General features: G+C 32.6%; 13 protein-coding genes. All 13 read left to right on the top strand.

Annotation, left to right across the window (positions count from 1 at the left end; genetic code table 11):
• The first annotated feature begins 3 nt into the window (after window positions 1-3).
• The 13 genes from K8354_RS09950 to K8354_RS10010 all read left to right on the top strand — a co-directional run bounded on the left by K8354_RS09950 (window position 4) and on the right by K8354_RS10010 (window position 19,800).
• Complete coding sequence (locus K8354_RS09950; protein ID WP_223439272.1) at window positions 4-2,724, top strand: TonB-dependent receptor; 2,721 nt, start codon at window positions 4-6, stop codon at window positions 2,722-2,724.
• Window positions 2,725-3,924 (top strand): DUF4249 domain-containing protein, encoded by a 1,200-nt coding sequence (locus K8354_RS09955; protein WP_223439274.1) that lies wholly within the window; start codon window positions 2,725-2,727, stop codon window positions 3,922-3,924. It abuts the gene before it with no gap.
• Between the two features lie 74 nt (window positions 3,925-3,998).
• A complete protein-coding gene (locus tag K8354_RS09960) occupies window positions 3,999-5,609 on the top strand; it encodes a hypothetical protein (protein ID WP_223439276.1) in 1,611 nt (536 codons plus the stop codon).
• Between the two features lie 36 nt (window positions 5,610-5,645).
• The gene (locus K8354_RS09965; RefSeq protein WP_437440111.1) at window positions 5,646-6,239 is read left to right on the top strand and encodes an acyl carrier protein phosphodiesterase; all 594 of its coding nucleotides are present in this window, start codon (window positions 5,646-5,648) and stop codon (window positions 6,237-6,239) included.
• Between the two features lies 1 nt (window position 6,240).
• Entirely contained in the window at window positions 6,241-7,932 is a 1,692-nt protein-coding gene (gene ggt / locus K8354_RS09970; protein ID WP_223439278.1) for a gamma-glutamyltransferase, read from the top strand.
• 76 nt (window positions 7,933-8,008) lie between these two features.
• On the top strand, window positions 8,009-8,428 hold the full coding sequence (locus K8354_RS09975) for a VOC family protein (protein ID WP_223439280.1): 420 nt from the start codon (window positions 8,009-8,011) through the stop codon (window positions 8,426-8,428).
• 75 nt (window positions 8,429-8,503) lie between these two features.
• On the top strand, window positions 8,504-11,767 hold the full coding sequence (locus K8354_RS09980; RefSeq protein ID WP_223439281.1) for a S41 family peptidase: 3,264 nt from the start codon (window positions 8,504-8,506) through the stop codon (window positions 11,765-11,767).
• A 47-nt stretch (window positions 11,768-11,814) separates the two neighbouring features.
• Entirely contained in the window at window positions 11,815-12,687 is an 873-nt protein-coding gene (locus K8354_RS09985) for an RluA family pseudouridine synthase (protein WP_223439283.1), read from the top strand.
• 287 nt (window positions 12,688-12,974) lie between these two features.
• On the top strand, window positions 12,975-14,252 hold the full coding sequence (locus tag K8354_RS09990; protein WP_223439285.1) for a hypothetical protein: 1,278 nt from the start codon (window positions 12,975-12,977) through the stop codon (window positions 14,250-14,252).
• A complete protein-coding gene (locus tag K8354_RS09995; RefSeq protein WP_223439287.1) occupies window positions 14,252-15,334 on the top strand; it encodes an AI-2E family transporter in 1,083 nt (360 codons plus the stop codon). The genes K8354_RS09990 and K8354_RS09995 overlap by 1 nt, the downstream gene beginning before the upstream one ends.
• A 6-nt stretch (window positions 15,335-15,340) precedes the next feature.
• Complete coding sequence (locus K8354_RS10000; protein ID WP_223439289.1) at window positions 15,341-16,519, top strand: class I SAM-dependent methyltransferase; 1,179 nt, start codon at window positions 15,341-15,343, stop codon at window positions 16,517-16,519.
• A 190-nt stretch (window positions 16,520-16,709) separates the two neighbouring features.
• Window positions 16,710-17,516 (top strand): formate dehydrogenase accessory sulfurtransferase FdhD, encoded by an 807-nt coding sequence (gene fdhD, locus K8354_RS10005; RefSeq protein ID WP_223439291.1) that lies wholly within the window; start codon window positions 16,710-16,712, stop codon window positions 17,514-17,516.
• Window positions 17,509-19,800, top strand: coding sequence for an FdhF/YdeP family oxidoreductase (locus tag K8354_RS10010; protein WP_223439293.1), 2,292 nt, complete (start codon window positions 17,509-17,511; stop codon window positions 19,798-19,800). Before fdhD ends, K8354_RS10010 begins: the two co-directional genes overlap by 8 nt.
• Window position 19,801 lies beyond the last annotated feature (1 nt).

Here is a 19,801-nt window from a genome sequence, read left to right on the forward strand (position 1 = left end):
TTTATGAAAAAATACATTTCAATACTATTATTGTTGGTCTCTTTCCATGTCTTGAGTCAAGAAAAAATAACGATTACTTATAATAATCTGACCAAAAAAGAGGTCATTCTCGCGTTAGAAAAAAAAACAAATTATAAATTCTATTTTATTGATTCTTGGTTAGATGATTCCAAAATTAGCGGAGCGTTTAAAGCGGTTTCTATTGATGAAATTATAAAAAATATTGTAAGTGGCACTTCTTTAAATTACTATATTCAAAATGAAAAAGTAATCATAACAAAAGGAAATCTTTTGCGCAAAAGTTTGTACGATGAAAAAGAAATGAACACAAACACAAAAGAAATATACAATCCTATATATATCGAAGAAAATAGCAATAATAGCAATGACGTCATTAGTATTGGTAAAGAATCTTTACAATCTCAACAAAAAGAATATAAAGTAAGTGGAACGATAAAAAATAATGAAACCGGCAAACCTATAGAAGGACTTGTTATTTTAGAACGTTCAAAAAATATTTCTACGACAACTAACAAAGATGGATTTTTCAACATTAAACTTCCATACGGACAAAATACGATTGAAACACAATTATTGGGTTATGCAACTACCCTTAAAAAATTAGTTGTTTTTGGTGAAGGAGCTCTTAACTTTACCATTAGTGAGGAATCTGAAATGTTAAATGAACTGATTATTACCACCAAAAAAGAAAACAACATAAAAGAAGTTATTGCAGGCATCACTCAAATAAATATTGAAGACATAAAAAATATCCCACAGGTTTTAGGAGAAAGAGATATTTTAAAAGTGGCTACTACGCTACCCGGTATAAAATCTGCGGGTGAAGGTGCCGAAGGCGTAAATGTAAGAGGTGGCAAAGTAGATCAAAACTTATTTTTGTTAGACGAAAGCGTTATGTACAATCCTGCGCATTTTTTAGGCTTATTCTCTGCAATAAACCCTTTTACTACAAACGATTTAAAAGTATATAAAGGAAATATTCCGGCCGAATATGGCGGTAGAATTTCATCTGTTTTTGATATCAGCACCAAAGACGCAAGTACGGAAGAGTTTAAAGGCGAAGTTTCCCTTGGTGTAGTAACTAGTAATGTGAGTTTAGAAATACCGATTGTAAAAAATAAGTCTGGTTTACTTTTAGGCTTTAGAAGCACTTATTCTAATTGGATTTTAAAATCTTTAAACGATAAATCTCTAAATAATAGTAGCGCATCATTTTATGATGTTATTGCAAAGTACAATCATACATTTGATGAAAATAATTCATTGAGAATTACAGGGTATCATAGTAATGATAATTTTAGAATTGCTTCAGACACCACCAATACATATGGCAATACCTTGGCTTCGATAAATTGGTCTCATAAATTTAACGACAAAAATCATGGAAACTTGATCCTTTCATCGAGTAATTATTCTTTTAATATCAATTTTGAGAGCGAAGGCAATAATAACTTTGATTTAAAATATACGATTGATGAAATTGGCGCAAAACTAAAAATGAGGTATTCACATTCTAAACAACATACATTTGATTACGGAATTTCTTCAAAATTATACAATGTTGCTCCAGGAAGTTTAAATCCTACTGACCAGAATTCAATCGTAACTCCTTTATCAATTGATCAAGAAAAAGGTTTAGAGAGCGCTCTTTTTGTTTCTGATATTTTTGAAGTAAACAAAAAACTATCCTTAAATTTAGGAGTAAGATATTCTGTTTATCTCGGTTTAGGTGAAGCCACACAAAGATTTTATCCAGAAAACTCACCTTTAACTGATGCTACTTTACAAAGTACCCAAAAATATGGCAATAATGAAGTATATCAAACGTATCAAGGTTTTGAATACCGTTTATCCGGACGTTATTTTTTAAATCCTGAACTCTCTTTAAAAGCTAGTTTTAATAAAACGTTTCAATTTATTCATCGATTAAGCAATAATACATCAGCATCGCCAACGGATGCTTGGAAACTATCCGACGTAAACATTAAACCACAAGAAGCTATTCAAGCTTCTTTAGGAATCTTCAAAAATTTTGACGTCAATGAGTATGAATTAAGTCTAGAAGGTTATTATAAAGATTACCAAAATATGCTCGATTATAAAGTAGGCGCCAATTTCCTTTTAAATGAAAGAATTGAAACACAAGTGTTACAAGGTCCCGGAAAATCTTACGGAATAGAGTTTTTAGCAAAAAAGAATGTTGGGAAATTAAATGGATGGCTTGGCTATAGTTACTCAAGATCTTTCATACAATTAGACAGCCCTTTTAATGAAGACCGAATCAATAATGGTGAATTTTTTCCTACAAATTTCGATAAACCTCATGATGTAAATTTGATTGTTAATTATAAACTCACAAAAAGATTTAGTTTGTCTAGTAACTTTACCTATCAAACCGGAAGACCCATTACCTATCCTACAGGAAAATACATTTTTGAAGGAACGGAATATGTTTTATATAGCGATCGAAACAAATTTAGAATACCCGATTATTATCGATTAGACGTGGGTTTAAATATTGAAGGCAATCACAAAGTTAAAAAGTTTGCACACAGTTTCTGGAATATTTCAATATATAATGTCTTGGGAAGAAACAATCCTTTTGCTGTGTTTTTTGTCACCGAAAACGGAAATGTAAAAGCATATCAAAGTTCAATATTTGCCACACCTATTCCAACAATTACATATAACTTTAAATTTTAAATGATGAAGTTACTAAAATTAAACATCTCAAAACTAGTCTTGCTTTTCCTCTTTTTTAGTTGTGTAGAACCCGTTGATATTGAAACGATCACTTTTGAGAATTATTTAGTCGTTGAAGCTAGTATGACCAATGAATTAAAAAAACATACTGTTAAATTGTCTAGAACATTCGAAATTGATCAAAATAGCGAAAACAAAGAGACGGGAGCGAGTGTGGTTGTCAAAGATAACCAAGGTGTTAATTACCAATTTAATGAGATTTCTGCTGGTGAATATGAATCTGTAAACGCATTTTCCGCCGAAAACAATAAAGAATATTGGTTAGAAATTACCACTAAAACGGGTGATACATACACCTCTACAGCACAAAAACTAACACCAGAAGCACAGATAGAAAAATTAACAACCAGTGTTCAAACCTCTATCGAAGGTGTTCAAGGAGTAGAAATATCGGTTCAAAGTTTTAACCCAAACAACAATTCCCATTATTATCGCTATACGTACGAAGAGACCTACAAAATTTCTCCTCCATTTTGGTCTGATGAAGAACTGTCTATTGTCTCGGATAGAACGCCTTTTAGTGTTGAAGTTATCAAAAGAACCATCGATAATAAAGACTGTTATAAAACAATGAATTCTAGTCAATTAATTCTAACGGAAACAAAATCTTTAGCTGAAGATCGTGTTGATTTTCCCGTAAGATTTATTCTAGATACTAATTTTATCATCTCTAAAAGGTACAGTATTCTAGTAAAACAATATGTACAAACTTTTGAAGCTTATAATTATTTTAATACTTTAAAGAAATTATCTAGTTCCGAAAATGTATTCAATCAGGCGCAACCTGGTTTTATTTCAGGAAATATTGTTTCTGAAAATAATCAAAATGAAAAAGTTATTGGCTTTTTTGAAGTTTCTTCAGTCTCAGAAAAAAGATTGTTTTTTAATTATGAAGACATTTTTCCGAATCAATCTATAGATTTTCCTGAATCATGTGATTTCGCAGCTCCTATTCTTTTTGATTCATTTACGGGTGGTTCTCCGCTAGTATCTTTAATTAAAGACAATACGCATACCTATTATAGGGAAAACGATACTGGTTTAGAGTATTTAGAAGGAACTTATTTACTGGTTCCAAAAGTTTGCGGAGATTGTACCGTTTTGGGTTCCAATATTAAACCTACTTTTTGGGTAGATTAGAAAATATGATGATGAAAAAAATATATGTTCTTTGTTTTGTGTTTTTGGGAATACTAAATTCCAGCGGACAAAAAATGATTTTTAGTGAAATTGAAAAGTTTCCACAAGAAAAAATGTACGTGCATACAAACAGTAATTTCTTTTTAACTGGCGAACAGATTCTATATAAAATGTATTGTTTCAATAATACTTCTAATGAATTAAGTACCTTAAGTAAAATTGGGTATATTGAATTAATCGATAGTAATAATAAGAGCATTTACAAACAAAAAGTAACGCTTAAAAACGGTGAAGGAACTGGTGATGTATTCTTAAATTCATCCCTAAAATCAGGAACTTATAAATTAATTTCTTACACCCAGTGGATGCGGAATACGCAAACATTTTTTGAAGAAACAATCTTTATCATCAACCCTTTTTCAGAAAAAATAATGCCTTCTGATTCTTTGAAAAAAAATGATTTTAAATCATTTAAAACTACAACCACAAATTTAGTTAGCATCAATTTAAATAAAAAAGAATACGCTAAAAGAGAAAAAGTTGTTCTTGGTGTTCAAAATTTGATTTCAAGAAATTTATCTATTTCAGTCAGAAAAAAAGAAGCTAATTTTCTGGCTTCTAAAAACAATATTGTTCAGTTTTTTAATGAACAAAATAAAAGTAATGCGCGATCTCAAGGAAATTATTTACCCGAATTAAGAGGAGCTCTTTTTCATGGAAAAGTAACCTCAAAAAAAGTAGCTAATATTGAAAACTTAAAAATTGGGGTGTCTTTTATTGGCAATCCTAAAATTACAAAAATAGCGACAACGAATAAAAAAGGTGAATTTTATTTTACGGTAAACAAACCTTATCAAGCTGAAAATGTTATTCTAGAAATCCTTAAAACCAACAAAGAAGATTACGAGTTATCTTTAATGGAAGAGACTGAATTAGAAAAAAAATTCAAAGATTTTACGCAGCTATTTTTAACAGAAGATTTAAGAATACTCATTAAAGAAAGAAGTCTGCAAACACAGATTGAAAACGCCTATAATCAAGTAAAAAACGCAACATTTTATAAGACCAATCAAAATAAATTTATTTTTGATGAGCATGTAAATAAAGTCATCTATAATTTAGACGATTACACAAGATTTAAAACTGTAAAAGAAATTGCTATTGAAATCTTGCAAGATGTTTGGATCACTGAAAAAGACCAAGAGTATGCTTTTCATATGAGAGATATCAATTTAGAATACGATAAAGATTTAGAAACTCTTTTAATTGTTGATGGTTTTATAGTTCAGAATCATGGCGACTTTATTTTTTATGATGCTCTAAAAATAAAGTCTATTGAGGTGGTACAAGAAAAGTATTATTTCGGCGCAAAGGTGTATCAAGGCATTATAAATATATCTACATTTAATGATGTTTATGAACCTAATGTTCATTCTAATAATAAATTTTCTTTGTTAAAACCCATTCCGCAAAAAAAATATTTCTTTCCAGAGTATGATTCCGTTAAAAATGACCGAATTCCTGATATGAGAACTCAGTTATATTGGAATGCTAACATAAAAAATACTACCAAAGAAATATTATTTTACACTTCAGATATCTCAGGAACCTTTGAAATTATTCTTGAAGGGGTTACAACTACAGGTAAACCTATTTTTGAAAGAACCTCTTTCAGCGTAAAATAATTTAAAACCTAATGTTCTTTTGTGTATTTTTAGCACATGAATTTTTTAGCGCACTTATACCTTTCACAAAACAACACCAATATTATGATCGGTAATTTTATTGCAGATCATATTAGAGGGAATAATTATAAGGACTTTTCTAAAGAAATTCAGCAAGGTATTTTTATGCACAGAGAAATCGATACATTTACAGATGCGCATAAAATTGTAAGAAAAAGTAAGCGTCGTTTGCACCAACGTTACCGGCATTATGACGGTATAATTATCGATATTTTTTACGATTATTTTTTAGCAAAAAATTGGCGTAATTATTCTGCCATCCCGCTAGAGATATATACCCATTCGGTGTATACTTTATTTGATAGCATAAAATTAGAACTCCCTATAAAAGCACAAAATTTTATAACATATATGATTGAATACAACATCTTATTCAATTATCAATATAAAGAAGGAATTGCAAAAGTTTTAAACGGCATGAATGCTAGAACAAAAGGAAAATCTCAAATGCATTTAGCCATAGAGGATTTAAACCTTTTAGAAGAAGAATTGCAAGAAGATTTTATCCTTTTTTTTAAAGATTTACGTGCCTTTTGCTCCTTAAAATTACAAGAAATCAACTCAAAATAACATGAAAAAATTATCTATTCTCCTTACACTTTCTATCTTATGTATTCACTGCAAACCTTCATCCACAGAAGAAAAAATTATGGGTTTAGTCGCTGAAAAAGCCATCGTGGTTTCTGCTAGAGAGGAAGCTTCTAAAATTGGAATTGAAATTCTTAAAAAAGGCGGCAATGCTTTTGATGCTATGGTAGCTACAGAATTAGCTTTAGCGGTTTCTTACCCATACGCAGGCAACCTTGGCGGTGGCGGCTTTATGGTATACCGAAAAAACAACGGAGAAATTGGCGCTCTAGATTATAGAGAAAAAGCACCTTTGGCAGCCAGTAAAAACATGTATTTAGATGAAAATAATAAAATCATTAAAGGAAAAAGCACATTAGGTGCGATGGCTGTAGGAATACCAGGAACCGTAGCAGGTGTATTTGAAGTGCATAAAAAATTTGGTACCCTTTCTATAGAAGAAATTTTAAAACCCGTTATTGAACTGGCAAAACAAGGAGTTATTGTCACCAAAAAACAGGAAGAAAGAATAAAAAGATACCAGCCTTATTTTAAAAAAGCGAACAAATCTTTGATTCTTTTTGATAGTATCTGGAAAGAGAATGAAGTCATTACATATCCTGCTTTGGCAGCAACTCTAGAAAGAATTTCTAAAAATGGTAGGGATGAATTTTATAAAGGAGAAACTGCAAAACGATTGGTCCATTTTATCCAAGAAAACGGTGGTATTATAACACTAGGGGATTTAGCCAAATATGAGGCAAAATGGAGAACTCCCATTACTTTTAAGTATGATAATTTACGCGTTATTTCGATGTCTCCGCCATCAAGTGGAGGCGTTTGTCTAGCACAAATTATGAATGGTATAGAAGCTTATGATTTAAATACGTACGGTCATAATTCCACCAAAGCTATTCAAGTAATTACCGAAGCAGAAAGACGGGCTTATGCCGATAGAAGTTTTTTTCTAGGCGATCCAGATTTTGTTTCCATCCCCATAGACACTTTAATTTCTAAAGAATACAATAAAGGTAGAATGACCGATTTTTCTTTTGATAGCGCCACAAAATCAGCTGATATTTCTCACGGAAACATAGCAATTGTAGAAAGTGATGAAACCACACATTATTCTATTATCGATCAATTTGGAAACGCAGTATCTGTGACAACAACCTTAAATGGTGCCTATGGATCAAAACTCTATTGTGATGATTTAGGCTTCTTTTTAAACAACGAAATGGATGATTTTAGTAGCAAAGCTGGTGTACCAAATATGTTTGGTTTGATAGGCGCAAAAGCCAACGAAATTGCTCCTGAAAAACGAATGTTAAGTTCTATGACACCAACTATTGTAGAAAAAGATGGCAACCTTTGGATGGTTGTTGGCACACCGGGAGGTTCTACGATTATCACATCGGTTTTACAAACAATTTTAAATGTACACGAATTTAATTTCGGAATGCAAGAAGCAATCAATCAGCCAAGATTTCATCATCAATGGATGCCCGATGTCATTATGATGGAACCTAATAAGTTTGATAAAAAGACCACAAACGAATTAAAAAAATTAGGTTACAAAATCAATGAAAAAGACGCTCCTGTTATTGGCAAAGTTGAAGGTATTTTAGTCCTACCCAACGGAAAATTAGAAGGAGGCGCAGACCCAAGAGGAGACGATACTGCAGTGGGGTTTTAATGCAAGCAACAGACAAACTTTCAAACTTTTTGATTACAAACTTTTAGACTTTTAAACAATTAAACCTTCAAACCAAATGAATATACAACCCTTCCATTTAGCAATACCCGTTCAGAATTTAGAGAAATGCAGAACCTTCTATAGAGATATTTTAAAGTGTTCAGAAGGCAGAAGTACTGAAGATTGGGTAGATTTTAATTTCTTCGGACATCAATTAGTGATTCATCAAAAAGAAGATTTTAAAGCTGAACGTATTTCAAATCCTGTAGATGGTTATGATGTTCCTGTACCCCATTTTGGTGTTGTTCTGTCTTGGGAAGATTGGCATACTTTAGCCGACACCTTAAAAGCAGCCAACACGAAATTTGAGATAGCACCTTGCATTCGGTTTAAAGGAAAAGTAGGCGAACAAGCTACCATGTTTTTTAAAGACCCAGAAAATAATGCGTTAGAATTTAAAGCTTTTAAAGATATTGGTCAGTTGTTTGCAAAGTAAATGAACCACTTTAACCTTTTTAATTTATTCCGCTAAATTTCTTACCTTACGTTCATTAACTAAATCAACTTTACCATGAAAAAAATTTTCTTTATTTTTTCAATATTCATCGCTTATACTACCTGCGCGCAAAACACACGTTTATTAAGACAACCTACACTTTCTAAAACAGATATAGTTTTCTTACACGCTTCAGATTTATGGAAAGTTCCTTTAGAGGGCGGAAATGCGATTCGCTTAACTAGTGATGACGGCTATGAAACAGCTCCCCAATTCTCTCAAGACGGCAAATGGATTGCTTTTACAGCGCAATATGATGGCAATATAGATGTCTTTTTAGTCTCTGTAAATGGCGGCGAACCCAAAAGATTAACCTACCATCCATCAAGAGATGAGGTACAAAGTTGGACGCCCGATGGGAAAATTTTATTCCGTTCAGATAGAGCATCTAAACCTACACAAACTAGTAAATTTTATACGATTTCTACCCAAGGCGGAATGCCCGAAGCATTTGATATTCCGAGAGCGGCTTATGGAGAAATTTCTGAAGACAATGCATATATTGCCTACACGCCAATTACAAGTTGGGATGCCGAGTGGAGAAATTACAGAGGCGGACAAGCGATGCCCATATGGATTGTAGATTTAGAAACGAAAGAATTGATAAAAACACCACAAAAAGATGGAGAAAGACATGTAAGCCCTGTTTGGTATAAAGGTGATGTATATTACATTTCTGAAAGAGATTATACTGCCAACATTTGGTCTTACAATATAGCGACCAAAGAAGAACAACAAATTACCTTTCATAAAAAATTCGATGTTAAAAATATGGATGCCAATTCAAACGGAATTGTGTATGAGCAGGCAGGATTTCTTCATAGATTAAACCCAGAAACGAAGGAAACCAATCAAATTGTCATCAATGTAAAAGGTGATTTAAATTACTCTAGAACAAGATGGATGGATGTTAGCGGCAGAGATCTAACAAATCCGAATGTATCACCAAAAGGAAAAAGAGCCATTTTTGAACACAGAGGTGAAATCTTTACTGTACCCAAAGAAAACGGAACATGGAGAAACTTAACGAACTCTTCTGGCATTGCAGATCGTTCTCCTATTTGGTCGCCAAAAGGTGATAAAGTGGCATGGTTTTCTGATAAAAGCGGCGAATATCAAATGGTCATTGCAGATCAAGATGGCGCAAATCCAACCTCTATAAAACTACCAAACCCAACTTTTTATTTCCAGCCAGATTGGTCTCCAGATGGCAAACATCTTGCCTATACAGACACTAATTTTGTAATTTGGATTGTGAATTTAGAAACCAAAAAAATCACCAAAGTAGATGCTGATGGTTATGCACACCCCAACAGAACTATGAACCCTAAATGGTCTCCAGATAGTGATTGGATTGCCTATGCAAAACAAAATAACAACAACTTTAAATCTATTTTTGCCTATCAAATAAGTACAAAAAAGATCGTACAAATTACAGACCCAATCGCAGATGCCATTTCACCTGTTTGGGATGCGTCTGGTAAATATATTTACACATTAGCAAGCACAGATTATGGCCTACAAACGGGGTGGTTAGATATGAGTTCTTATGATCCAAGTGTCACAAGATCTCTTTATTGTGTTGTTTTAAGCGCTAAAGACCAAGCGCCTGTTTTACCTAAAACAGATGAAGAATCTGCCAAAAAAGAAGTGGTTAAAGATGATAAGAAAAATACTAAAGAAGATGAAAAATCAGCTAAGAAAACGCCAAAAGAAAGCAAAACAATTATTGATGAAAAAGGATTATTTGACCGAGCAGTGGTCTTAAAATTACCAGCAAGAAATTATGTAGCCTTATTAAAAGGACTAGAAAATAAGGTATTTATTGCGGAAGCCATTCCAAACGCTACAGGACTTACAGTTCATAATTATGATGTACTCAAAGAAAAACCAACAGTTTTCGCTACAGGTGTTTCTACCATGACTGCGTCTAACGATAGAAATTCCGTTTTACTTTTTAAAAATGGAAAATGGAGCTTAGAAAGCAGTAAAGCAGCAAAAGCGGGAAAAGAGACGCTAAAAACGAACATGAAAATAAAAGTAGATCCGAAAGCTGAAGCGCATCAAATTTTTAAAGAGGGTTGGCGTTATATGAGAGATTTTCTATATGTTGATAATGTTCATGGTGCCCCTTGGGATGACGTTTATAAATGGTATTCGCCTTGGATCAATGATGTAAAACACAGAACAGATTTAAATTATGTTGTCGATATGATGAGTGGTGAAGTTGCGATTGGTCATTCGTATGTTTCTGGCGGAGATTTACCCAACGTCGATAGAGTTCCTGTTGGTTTATTAGGTGCTGATTTAGAAAAAAACAAGGGCTTTTATCGATTTAAAAAAATATACTCTGGAGAGCGCTGGAATCCTTCTATTACAGCTCCTTTAGGTTTGCCAGGCATCAACGTGCATGAAGGTGATTATTTATTGGCAATTAACGGCGTTTCTCTAACATCCGCAATGAATCCTTATCAGCTATTAGAACAAACTGCGGGAAGAGAAATCTATATAAAAGTGAATGATATCCCTTCAGAAAAAAATGCAAAAACAGTTTTAATAAAACCAGTAGCTAGCGAAAGAGGGTTAAGATCTATTGACTGGGTTGAAGGAAATAGAAGAAAAGTTGACGCCCTTTCTAATGGAAAATTGGCGTATGTATATGTACCAAATACTAGCCAACCTGGTTTTACATCCTTCAATCGGTATTATTTTTCTCAACAAGACAAAAAAGGAGTTATTATTGATGAAAGAAATAATGGAGGTGGCTCTGCTGCTGATTATATGATCGATATTATGTCTCGAGAAGTGGTTGGTTATTTTAATAGTAAAAGTGAAAGTAGAAGACCTTGGACCACACCAATGGCAGGAATCTGGGGTCCAAAAGTGATGATTATTAATGAAAGAGCAGGTTCTGGAGGAGATTTGCTTCCATATATGTTTAAAGAGAAAAATTTAGGACCTTTAGTAGGCACAAGAACTTGGGGTGGACTAGTTGGAACCTGGGATACACCTCGTTTTATTGATGGAGGTAGAATGGTTGCGCCAAGAGGCGGATTTTATGATGTTGATGGAAATTGGGCGGTTGAAGGCGAAGGTGTTGCGCCAGATATTGAAGTGCATCAAACCCCAAAAGAAGTTTTACAAGGTAAAGATCCGCAATTAGAAAAAGCAGTTGAAGAAGCGTTAAGACTCTTAGCAGGAAACGAATTTAAATTACAACCAGAACCAAAAGCACCGATTCGTTCTAAAAGACCAAAGGGTTATAAAAAAGATCATTAAAAAAATGCTAATTCCCACTTTGGTGGGAATTATTTTTTACCCTTACCATGAAAATCATTGAAGTACATGTCGCATCAAAACAAAAGACACCAATTCGATTTCAGGAATATGGCGTTGGCATTTTTAATTCGGTTTCTACCAAATCTGCAATTAAAAAAGCCATAAAAAAAGAGCTCGTTTGTATTGACGGAGTCGTAGCTACAACATCCAAATACATTGCTGGTGGAGAAAAAATTGAATTGTATCAATCAGAACAACCAACAAGTTTTAAGAGATTAAAATTGAAGCTAGAAGTGCTGTTTGAAGATAAATATTTAGCCGCTATTTATAAACCTCCAGGCATTTTAGTGAGCGGAAATAAGTTCGTTACGATCACAAATGCATTGCCCCAAAACCTTGCAAAAAGCAACTTGCCTGATGCGGTAAACCCGCAACCTATTCACAGATTAGATTATCCTACTTCTGGAGTATTATTAATCGGAAAAACAAGTTCCGCAATTCAAGAATTGGGAAAATTATTTCAAAATAAGGAAATTCAAAAAACGTATTGTTCCATTACCATTGGAGCAATGCCAACTCGCGGAGAAATCCGTTTTCCTATCGATCAAAAGGAAGCTTTTACAACTTATAAAGTTTTACAAATTGTAAAATCAGAACGTTTTGGGTTTTTAAATTTGGTAAAATTAGCTCCCAAAACCGGAAGAAAACATCAATTAAGAAAACATTTATGCGCACTAGGAAATCCTATTTTAGGAGACCAACACTATTTTTTGGAAAATAAAATATTAAAAGGAAAGGGCTTGTATTTACATGCATATAAAATTTCATTTTTACATCCAATAACGAAAGAAAACACCGTTATTGTAAAAGAACTACCTGAAAAATTTAAACGCATTTTTACCGAAATTTCGAATTTATAATATCGTTATAAAACATCAAAATAAAGAATTTCTTGAAACGAACTATCCTCGAGAGGCAGAGCCATAGAGGTCTTCCCCTCGTTTCATTTTGACCTAAAAAAGTCAAAAAGCAAAATTCTATTATTTAGATTCCCGTTTTCACGGGAATGACAATTTCAACGGAAACCCCGACGCAGAGCATCGAGGAATTCTTTTCGATTAAAACCCTGCTTTTACATTATTCCTCTCAAAATAAATAAGTTCCTATAAAAAGTAATAAATTTGTTTTTTAATTTTTAAAATTCAAGATGAAGAAATTTTTTAAACTTTTAGGAATCCTTGTTTTATCATTAATCGTATCGGGGACTGTTTTTTATTTCGTGAAAAATGAAGCTTTACCAGAAGGTAAGAAAGGGAAAGAAGCCGATGCTTTGGCAATAAAAATGCTGAATGCCATAAACCATGAAGCCTTTGAAAATACGGAAGTCATAGAATGGAGTTTCAGAGGTACTAATTTTTACAAATGGCATAAAGAAAAAAATAGTGTAGAAGTTTCTTGGGGTGAAAATAAAGTGATTTTAAACACCAAACAACTAAATAAATCTGAAGTTTTTGTAAAAAATGAAAAAGTAGAGAATCCTGAAATTCTAAAAAAAGCTCATGATTATTTTAATAATGATTCCTTTTGGTTGGTAGCTCCTTATAAAATATTTGACGCTGGTACAGAAAGAAGCATTGTAAATCATGATGGCAAAGAGGCTTTATTAGTCACCTATACCTCCGGAGGCTCTACTCCTGGTGATTCTTATTTATGGATTTTAGATGAGAACTATATACCCACTTCTTACAAAATGTGGACCAGCATTATTCCTATTGGAGGCGTTTCTGCCACTTGGAGCGACTGGAAAAACACAGAATCTGGTATTAAATTACCCACAACACACACCCTTTCGTTATTTGGCATGCAAATACCAATGGGTACTGTTAAAGCCTACAATCCGAATGCAAATGCATTAGCCCATAAAATTTTAAAAGCAATTAATCATGAAGCCTATCAAAATACCACTTTTTTAGAGTGGAGTTTTGGCGGCAGAAGATCTTTTAAATGGGATAAAAAAAAGCATATTGCAGCTGTTTCTTGGGAATCTTTTCGGGTGAATTTACATACGAAAGATATTGATAAAAGTACCGTTTTTTTTGATGGCGAAAAGCAAGAAATTACCGATGAAAAAATTGTAAAAAGAGCTTGGGATATTTTTAACAACGATAGTTTTTGGCTAGTGGCACCGCATAAATTATTTGACAAAGATGTAATTAGAACCCTTCAAAAAGTGGATGGTAAAGATGCTTTACATGTAAAATATATGAGCGGAGGATCAACTCCTGGCGATTCTTACCTTTGGGAATTAGATTCAGCCTTTGTCCCTAAAAGCTGGAAAATGTATGTACCTAGCATGAAAATGAAGGGGGTTTCTGCTACTTGGGAAGATTGGATTACTACAGAAAGTGGTACATTATTGCCAACAAATCATACTTTTGAAAGCGGAGGAACATTAAGTATGGGTGAAGTTAAAGGATATAATTAATGAATTCAAAAATAATTGCAAACGGAATTTTAAGAGCAATTGCCATTATTATTGGGGTGCTCTTACTCTTATTTTTTTTATATAAAGTTCAATCTGTAATTGTATATATCATCATTGCCGCTATTTTATCTTTAATTGGGCGTCCATTCATTCTCTTTTTAAGAAATAAATTAAAATTCCCAAATAGCCTAGCAGTAGTAACTACGATGCTCTTCATGTTAAGCTTGTTAACCGGTTTGGTTGTTTTATTTATTCCGTTGGTTGTAGAACAAGGACGAAATTTATCACTTTTAGAAGTCGATGTACTACAAGCAAACATTCAAGAAATTTTTAAGCAGGCAATCCATTATTTTTCATCCAAAGGAATCGATGTTTTAAAAGAGGTGGAAAACATCAATTTTGCTTCTCCTTTTGAAACTATACCAAATTTATTCAACTCGATAATAGCTGCATTAGGCTACTTAAGTATCGGAGTATTTTCAGTGCTATTTATTTCTTTTTTTATGATGAAAGACAGCGGAATCTTAAAACAAGCGGTGTTAACTTTAATTCCTGATAACACGGAAAGTCGTTTTTCTCATTCTTTAGAAATCATTAATACGTTGCTGTCTCAATACTTTTTAGGTTTAATTTTACAAATCTCTATTTTGTTTGTGTTATACACTATAATTTTATTGAGTTTTGATATTTCTAATGCAGTGGTCATTGCATTTTTATGTGCATTGCTAAATTTAATACCTTATGTAGGTCCGATTATTGGCGCTATACTCGTGTTTTGTTTATCGATGATTAGTAATATTGGCTTAAACTTTCAGTCAGAAATTTTACCAACTTCTCTATGGATTTTGTTCTTTTATAGTTTGGCACAAATCGTTGATAATTTTATAAGTCAACCAATTATTTTTTCGAAAACCACAAAATCTCAGCCGTTAGAAATATTTTTAATCATTATTATTGGTGGCTTGCTTTTTGGTGTAATCGGAATGATGACTGCTGTACCGATATACACGGCTTTAAAAGTAATTTTAAAAGAATTTTTAGCCGATAATAAAATCGTAAAATCTTTAACTAAAAACATATAACTCCTTTTGAATTTTGATATTTTAAATGATGATGTACAACAATTCATTGCCGATAATTTAAAAATAGACATTACCAAACTAATTTTAAAAGGAAGTCCTTTTCCTACAATTTCTGTGCAAGAATTAGCCAATCAAATAGTAGCAAAACAAAAATCTGAAAAGAAACTATCTACTTGGTTTTCTGCCAAAAAGATGTATTATCCTCCAAAAATTAGTATCGAACAAACTTCCTCAGAAATAACAGCAAACTACAAATCAAAAATCATTTCAGGGGATACAATTATTGATATCACCGGTGGGTTTGGTGTAGATTGTTACTACTTTTCTAAAAAGTTTAAAAAAGTAGTTCACTGTGAAATAAATGAAGATTTATCAAACATTGTACACTATAACTACCAACAATTAAAAACCAACAATATTGAAGTTTTTTCAGGAAATGGCTTCGATTTTTTAAAAGAATCTAGCCAAGCTTTTGATTGTATTTATATAGATCCTTCACGACGACATGATGTAAAAGGAAAAGTTTTTTTATTAAAAGATTGCCAACCTTATATTCCACCAAAACTTAATTTTTTCTTTTCCAAAGCAACACACATCCTAATAAAAGTTTCGCCAATTTTAGACATCAGCAATACTATAAAAGACCTAAAAAATGTAAAAGAGGTACATATCGTGGCAATACATAATGATGTTAAAGAACTCCTCTTTTTATTAGAAAAAGACTATAATAGTGCGATTAAAATAAAAACAGTTAATTACAAAAAAGAAACGTTAGAAACTTTTGATTTCGATTATTTAGAGGAAGTAACCTCAGCATACTCAAAACCACTCACCTATTTATATGAACCCAATAGCGCAATCTTAAAGTCAGGAGGATTTCATCAAATTTCAAAAAAATTAAATATTTATAAATTACAAGAACATGCGCATTTATATACTTCAGATAAACTAATTCAATTTCCAGGTAGAACCTTTGAGATTAAAAATACGATTCCCTACGATAAGAAAAAACTTCTAAAACTTTTACCAGAAAAAAAAGCAAATATTACGACAAGAAATTTCCCTAAAACAGTTGCTCAATTTAGAAAAGAAACTAAAATAAAAGATGGTGGAGAATTATATATTTTTTTAACGACCGATCAAAACAAGAAGCCGCTTATCATTCTTTGTAACAAGCATAAATAAAGATTAAAACCTTTTGATATTGTAGGTTCAATTCTGTGAAAGCAAAATATGTGAAAACCTTTCTAGATATTTATGTATTTTATTTATCGCCGATGAAGATCCTAAATTTTAGCACTAGATTTATCTCAAGACTTTTTTTATCCCATTAGTTTTTGCTTAGCTTTGTAAAGAAAAATAACTTTTAGAGTGTATGCAAACAGCTAGTTATCAAGGTGTAAAAGTATCCTTAAAAAATCATGCTAAAATTGATGATTATCTGGTCATAGAAGCACCTCTTCAAATAAATATTAACGACGAACCTTATACGGTTGTGATGAGAACCCCTAATGATGATTTTGAATTAATTAGAGGTTTGTTATATGCAGAGGACATTTATAAAAAAAACGAAAATCTAGCATATACTATAGCAAAAGAATCATTTACAATACCAAGCATTATAAATGTAGTTATTAAAAAAGAAGATTTAAGAAAAGGGTACTTAAACAAACGAACGCTACTATCGGTATCTTCTTGTGGTATTTGTGGTAAAACAAAATTACAAGATTTAAAAGTTTATGGAAAAAAGCTACAAAACCACAACAGTATTTCTTCAAAAAACCTGCATCAGATGTACACCGTAATGAGTCGTTTTCAAGAAACTTTTAAAAAAACTGGAGGAAGCCATGCCGCAGCTATTTTTAATAAGGCCGAGGAGTTATTAACGCTTAAAGAAGATTTAGGCAGACATAATGCTGTAGATAAAACGGTGGGAGATTTACTTCAAAAAAATGAGTTAAAAAATGCCCATTATTTGTTAGTGAGTGGCAGAGTTTCTTATGAAATTGTTACCAAAGCTTTTATTGCAAAAATTAGGGTTATTGTTGCTATTTCTGCGTGCTCTTCATTGGCAGTAGATTTTGCTAAAGAATTCGGAATTTGCTTAATTGGTTTTACTAGAAATCAAAAAATGACCATTTATGCCAATCCAAATGTTATAAATATTGCCGAAAATGACTAAAAAAACTACAGCACAACCTCCAGAAAAATTAACAGGAATTAAACTTCAAAAAATTCCTACTTCGTCTGTTGGACCGAAAGCAATTGCCTCTGCTTTAAACCATATTAAAAACGAAGTTGGCATCGTTAAAGGAATTGGTTTGTTAAAAAACCTAAATCAAAAAGATGGTTTTGACTGCCCTGGATGTGCATGGCCAGATCCTGACGAAAAACGTGCTTTTTTAGCAGAATATTGCGAAAATGGTGCAAAAGCTGTTGCGGAAGAAGCGACCAAAAACAGAATTTCAGCCCCATTTTTCGCTACGTATTCAGTACAAGAATTAGCCAAACTATCTGATTATGAAATCGGTAAAAAAGGAAGAATTACACAACCTGTATATTTACCCGAAGGTGCAACGCATTACAAAGAAATTTCTTGGCAAGATGCATTTCAACTAATAGCAGACGAGTTAAACACTTTGAAATCTCCTGATGAAGCTATTTTTTATACTTCGGGCAGAACCAGCAATGAAGCTGCTTTTTTATATCAATTATTTGTACGTCAATTTGGCACCAATAATTTACCAGATTGTTCTAATATGTGTCATGAATCTAGTGGCGCAGCCCTTTCAGAAACTTTAGGAATTGGCAAAGGATCAGTAACTTTAGATGATTTTAACCATACGGATTTGATTATTGTTATCGGTCAAAACCCAGGCACAAATCATCCAAGAATGTTAACGGCTTTAAGTGAAGCCAAGAAAAAAGGAAGTAAAATTATGACGATAAATCCACTCCCTGAAGTGGGTTTAATGAATTACAAAGACCCACAGAATCCTTTAAAATGGATCGGTTCTGGTCAAGATTTAACCGATTTGTTTTTACAAGTAAAAATAAATGGTGACGTGGCTTTGCTGAAAATAATTTTAAAATTGATGCTAAAGCAAGAAGAAAACGTTCCTTATTCTGTTTTTGATTATGATTTTATCACAAAAAAAACCCAGGGTATTGATGCTTTATTAGACGATTTAGAAACCTACTCAATCGATTCTTTATTACCTCAAACAGGTATCCCTTTTGAAAAAATAAAAGAAGCCGCAGATTTAATTATCAACCATAAAAAAATAATTATTTGTTGGGCAATGGGCATTACCCAGCATAAAAATGCGGTTGATAATATCAGAGAAATTGTAAATATTTTACTATTAAAAGGTAGTATTGGTAAACAAGGAGCTGGCACCTGCCCTGTTCGCGGGCATTCTAATGTGCAAGGAGATAGAACGATGGGTATCTGGGAAAAAATGCCCGATACTTTTTTAGATACATTAGAGACTAATTTTAATTTTAAAGCACCAAGAAAACATGGATTTGATGTGGTAAATGCTATTGAAGCCATGCATACAAAAAAGGCAAAAGTGTTTTTTGGAATGGGTGGTAATTTTGTTTCAGCAACCCCGGATACAGAATTTACCGCAACGGCTTTAAAAAACTGCAATTTAACGGTTCACGTTTCTACAAAACTCAACCGAAGTCATGTAATTCATGGTAAAAAAGCATTAATATTACCTTGTTTAGGCAGATCTGAAAAAGATATTCAAAAAACTGGTGAGCAATTTGTTTCCGTAGAAAACTCTATGGGAGTTGTTCATAAATCTCAAGGACATTTAAAACCTTGCTCTGAAGATGTGTTAAGTGAAGCTGCCATCGTTGCTGGTTTGGCAAAGGCTACTTTAAAAAATTCATCTACAGATTGGAGCGAATTAATTTCTAATTATGACTTTATTCGGGATAAAATCGAAGCGACTATTGATGGTTTTGAAGAGTATAATAAAAGAGTAAGAATTAAAGGAGGCTTTTATTTACCCAACAAAACAAGAGACAATAATTTTGACGATACTGCCACTGGTCGAGCCAATTTTAGCATCAATAAACCCTCAGAAATTGTACTAACAGAACATCAATTTATAATGATGACAATAAGAACACACGATCAATATAACACTACTATTTATGGTTTAAATGATCGTTATAGAGGAGTTCTAAACGAACGCAGAGTTATTTTTATGAATGCTGAAGACATGAAAAAACTAGCTATAGAAAAACTAGATTTGGTTGATTTAACGAGCCATTTTAACGGAGAAAAAAGAGAAGCTCGTGGTTTTTTAGCAATTCCTTATAACATTCCAGCGCAATGCACTGCAACTTATTTTCCGGAAGCAAATGTGCTGGTGCCTTTAAAAAGCACAGCTACTATTAGCAATACTCCTACTTCCAAAACTGTCATAATTTCTATCAAAAAAAGATAAT

It is taken from the genome of Polaribacter litorisediminis (assembly GCF_019968605.1).
Classification (GTDB): Bacteria; Bacteroidota; Bacteroidia; order Flavobacteriales; family Flavobacteriaceae; genus Polaribacter; species Polaribacter litorisediminis.

Bases quoted from the DNA above. Each gene is read 5' to 3' on its own strand.
- fdhD (WP_223439291.1), top strand. From the start codon at position 16,710: ATGCAAACAGCTAGTTATCAAGGTGTAAAAGTATCCTTAAAAAATCAT.
- K8354_RS09955 (WP_223439274.1), top strand. From the start codon at position 2,725: ATGATGAAGTTACTAAAATTAAACATCTCAAAACTAGTCTTGCTTTTC.
- K8354_RS09985 (WP_223439283.1), top strand. From the start codon at position 11,815: ATGAAAATCATTGAAGTACATGTCGCATCAAAACAAAAGACACCAATT.
- K8354_RS09960 (WP_223439276.1), top strand. From the start codon at position 3,999: ATGATTTTTAGTGAAATTGAAAAGTTTCCACAAGAAAAAATGTACGTG.
- K8354_RS09950 (WP_223439272.1), top strand. From the start codon at position 4: ATGAAAAAATACATTTCAATACTATTATTGTTGGTCTCTTTCCATGTC.
- ggt (WP_223439278.1), top strand. From the start codon at position 6,241: ATGAAAAAATTATCTATTCTCCTTACACTTTCTATCTTATGTATTCAC.
- K8354_RS09965 (WP_437440111.1), top strand. From the start codon at position 5,646: ATGAATTTTTTAGCGCACTTATACCTTTCACAAAACAACACCAATATT.
- K8354_RS10010 (WP_223439293.1), top strand. From the start codon at position 17,509: ATGACTAAAAAAACTACAGCACAACCTCCAGAAAAATTAACAGGAATT.
- K8354_RS09990 (WP_223439285.1), top strand. From the start codon at position 12,975: ATGAAGAAATTTTTTAAACTTTTAGGAATCCTTGTTTTATCATTAATC.
- K8354_RS09975 (WP_223439280.1), top strand. From the start codon at position 8,009: ATGAATATACAACCCTTCCATTTAGCAATACCCGTTCAGAATTTAGAG.
- K8354_RS09995 (WP_223439287.1), top strand. From the start codon at position 14,252: ATGAATTCAAAAATAATTGCAAACGGAATTTTAAGAGCAATTGCCATT.
- K8354_RS09980 (WP_223439281.1), top strand. From the start codon at position 8,504: ATGAAAAAAATTTTCTTTATTTTTTCAATATTCATCGCTTATACTACC.